This window comes from Actinokineospora sp., from assembly GCF_050699995.1.
Lineage (GTDB): Bacteria > Actinomycetota > Actinomycetes > Mycobacteriales > Pseudonocardiaceae > Actinokineospora.
The window spans coordinates 1-2,901 of sequence record NZ_JBOHGC010000456.1 but is presented as its reverse complement, the minus strand read 5'-3'; the positions used below and the strand labels follow the sequence as shown (position 1 = coordinate 2,901).

6 protein-coding genes are annotated in these 2,901 nt (G+C 70.8%); all 6 read left to right on the top strand.

Features of this window, described 5'->3' with window-relative positions:
* Positions 1-188: hypothetical protein (locus ACRDSQ_RS22440; protein WP_431423788.1), on the top strand; the 188-nt coding region annotated here is incomplete at its 5' end.
* The gene (locus tag ACRDSQ_RS22435) at positions 185-544 is read left to right on the top strand and encodes a hypothetical protein (RefSeq protein WP_431423786.1); all 360 of its coding nucleotides are present in this window, start codon (positions 185-187) and stop codon (positions 542-544) included. The genes ACRDSQ_RS22440 and ACRDSQ_RS22435, both read left to right, overlap by 4 nt.
* Before the next feature lie 91 nt (positions 545-635).
* Positions 636-1,367, top strand: coding sequence for a hypothetical protein (locus ACRDSQ_RS22430; protein WP_431423785.1), 732 nt, complete (start codon positions 636-638; stop codon positions 1,365-1,367).
* Positions 1,367-1,981, top strand: a complete 615-nt coding sequence (locus ACRDSQ_RS22425; RefSeq protein WP_431423784.1) for a hypothetical protein — start codon at positions 1,367-1,369, stop codon at positions 1,979-1,981. The genes ACRDSQ_RS22430 and ACRDSQ_RS22425 overlap by 1 nt, the downstream gene beginning before the upstream one ends.
* Positions 1,978-2,172 (top strand): hypothetical protein, encoded by a 195-nt coding sequence (locus ACRDSQ_RS22420; RefSeq protein WP_431423782.1) that lies wholly within the window; start codon positions 1,978-1,980, stop codon positions 2,170-2,172. Before ACRDSQ_RS22425 ends, ACRDSQ_RS22420 begins: the two co-directional genes overlap by 4 nt.
* 92 nt (positions 2,173-2,264) lie before the next feature.
* Entirely contained in the window at positions 2,265-2,882 is a 618-nt protein-coding gene (locus tag ACRDSQ_RS22415) for a hypothetical protein (RefSeq protein ID WP_431423781.1), read from the top strand.
* The last annotated feature ends 19 nt before the right edge of the window (positions 2,883-2,901 follow it).

Below are 2,901 nucleotides of genomic sequence, written 5' to 3'. Positions count from 1 at the left end.
TCAGTCGACAGGAGGTAGCCATGCCGCCGATCATCTTCCTCGCCTTGGCACTCGCCGCCGCGGCCGCGGTCTTCGTCCAGATCCGCTGGGCGCAGGCCAAGGCTCGCGCCCGCGCGCAGCGCGCGGCGCGGATCCCGTTGGACGCCGACACCGCCAGTTGGCTCGACACGCTGCGCGTGAAGCCGTGAGCGCCGCCCTGTTCCCCGTCGAGCCCTCGCCGCCTACGCCGACACCTGGGCAGCGCCGACGCACCCGCCAGACCGTCGCCGTAGCCCACGGGCAGCACCCGCTCGCGGTCGCACTGCGCATGAACATCCCGCTGCACGCCGACGCCGCACCGATCGACGACCGGACCGCGCCCGGCCTGCGCTGCGGCACCTGCGCACACCGGCGCCAGTTCGGCGGACATGCCCGCGCCTACGCCAAGTGCACCGCCGGCCGCGAGACGCCCGGACGCGGCCGCCGATACCCGCGCCACACCAACGGCATCGGCACCGACGTGGCCGCCTGGTGGCCCGCCTGCGCCGACCACGCAACCGCCTAACCCCTACGCACAACCCGGAGCACAACCCTTGACGAGCACGGCGCATGAGCCGCGGTCTTACCCGAGCGGCCGATGGGACTGGGAGCGGATCGTGCGCCGCGTTGACCCCGGCGTCATGCCCGAGGTTCTCAAGGGATTCGCACTGATCCTGGCTACGTTCGCCGACCCAGACGGCACCCGCGTCCGCCCCGGAATCCCTTCCCTGCGCGCGATCACGGGCAAGTCGCCGCGCACCGTGCAGGACCGACTGACGGACCTGCACGAGCGTCTCGGCTTCCTGATCCTCGTCCGTCGGGGCGGCGGTCGGGGCGGCTCTGGTCGCGTCAACGAGTATCGCCTGGCCATCCCCGCGGACCTCCTTGAGCGGGTCGGTCTCATCGGGATCGACGAGCAATCACCGGCAACAGCTGTTGCTGCTCAATCGGCCGAACCACTGGCAACAGCTACTGCCGCTCAATCCCAGGCACACCCTGTGGATAAGCCACTTTCACCGGCAACAGCTACTGCCGATGAAAACGACTTTCACCGGCAGCCTGACGACAACTCAGATCGATTGACCGGCAATCCGGCGCCGATTGACCGGCAACAGCTATTGCCGACTACCAGAACAGGACCAACCACCAAACGAGACCACTCTGGTTGTTCCGACCCAACGCAACCACCAGAGGCGGGGTCTCAGGCCGATAACGGCAATCCATCCCCAGTCGAGGCGATCAAGCCGCGCGCCAAGTGCCCCCACGGACTCGCTCCTCGCGCCTCGCCTGACGGCAAACCGTCCTGCCCCCTATGCCGCCGCGCCCTTCCCTCCACAAAGGACACCTGATGTCTGACCAGCCCATCGCAGACCGCCTCGCCGCGATCACCGCCCGAGCCGCGGCCGCCACCCCCGGCCCCTGGCGATCCAGCCACCCGACCGCCTGGCGAGACGACGCGGGACACGCCCACCACTTCGTCGCCACCGCGCGTCCCACCGAGGACGGCTTCGACATAGTCGCCCTCACCGGCCGCGCCGACCTCGACCCGATCGGCGAGCATGCCCGCACGCGCCTCGACGCCGCGTTCATCGCCGCCGCCCGCGAAGACGTCCCCTGGCTCGTCGAGCGCCTGACCGACACCCTCACCGGCTACGAATGGCTCCGCGCGCACTACGCCAAGACCGTCGCAGCCTGCCCCGAACCCACCACCGACGACCACGGCGACCCGTCCTGGCGCATCGAAGACACCAACGGGCTCGGCCTCAACGTGGCCATCTACCTCGACCACGGGTTCCCCGTCATCGAGACCCGCGACGACCACGGCGAAACCCACCTCCTCAACCCCGACGTCCTGCGTCAGCTCGCCCGCCTCGCCCCCGGCATCGCCGACCGCGCCGAGCAGCTCGCCGCCGACCACGCCGCAGCCGCCGAGGCCCCGCCGGACACCGAGGCCGCCGGATGACCCGCTTCCGCCTCGAAGACCGTTGGACCTGGACCCCGCACGGCTACGAGCGCACCCCGCCGCACCCACGCATCACCCAGAAGTGCCCGCACTGCGGCGCCGAGCCCTACCGCCGCTGCCGCACCCACCGCGCTGTCGAGATCGACGACTTCCACCCCAGCCGCCCATGGCCACCAGGAGAAACCCCGTGACCACGCCCAACCCCGCCGCCGAGCCCGTGCCCGCGGCCAACCCGACGGCCGACCACATCCGCAAACACCTCGACGGCTGGCGCGGCTGAGACATGGCCGCCGCCCTCCTGGCCGTCCTCGATGAGCACCAGCTCGTCACCTTCCCCGGCCTGCCCAACAGCTGCGGCCCAGACTGCTGTTCCTGCTGTCCGATCACCATGTGCCAGTCCTGCGGCGGCGGAGACGAAGGCGAGGCATGCATCACCGTCCAGGCCGTCGCCCGCGCACTGAACCTCGTCGAGCAAGCGCAGGCCACCGAGCCTGAGCAGCCCCGCCGTTGGAATGCGGGCGAGGCCGGTGCCGCACTGGATGGCGCGCTGGCGATGGTCGTGCAGAGCGCGCGTGGCGGACTGCTGACCGAGACGCCACAGGACACGTTCCGTCGGACGCTGGCCGACCTCGGCTGGACGATCCGCCTCGAACAGGTCCCGGCCGGACAGGACGGACGTTCGACCGGCTCGCCGCTCGCGCGCGAGGAACCTCGGCCCGTGTCGGTCGGCGACCGTGTGCGCGCCGAGTTCGTAACCATCGTGACCAGCCGCGCGCCCAACCCGAACGTCGTGTGGATCGACGCACCCGGCGGTCCCGCTTTCGCGAACTTCGCGATGCCCGTCCCGGTCTCGGTGGTCACCGTCATCGACCAGGCCCCGACCGGGCAGAACCGCGAGTGATGACCGACCTCGCCTGGCC

Excerpts from the sequence above, each read along its gene's own strand:
- ACRDSQ_RS22425 (WP_431423784.1), top strand. The coding sequence starts at position 1,367 with ATGTCTGACCAGCCCATCGCAGACCGCCTCGCCGCGATCACCGCCCGA.
- ACRDSQ_RS22420 (WP_431423782.1), top strand. The coding sequence starts at position 1,978 with ATGACCCGCTTCCGCCTCGAAGACCGTTGGACCTGGACCCCGCACGGC.
- ACRDSQ_RS22415 (WP_431423781.1), top strand. The coding sequence starts at position 2,265 with ATGGCCGCCGCCCTCCTGGCCGTCCTCGATGAGCACCAGCTCGTCACC.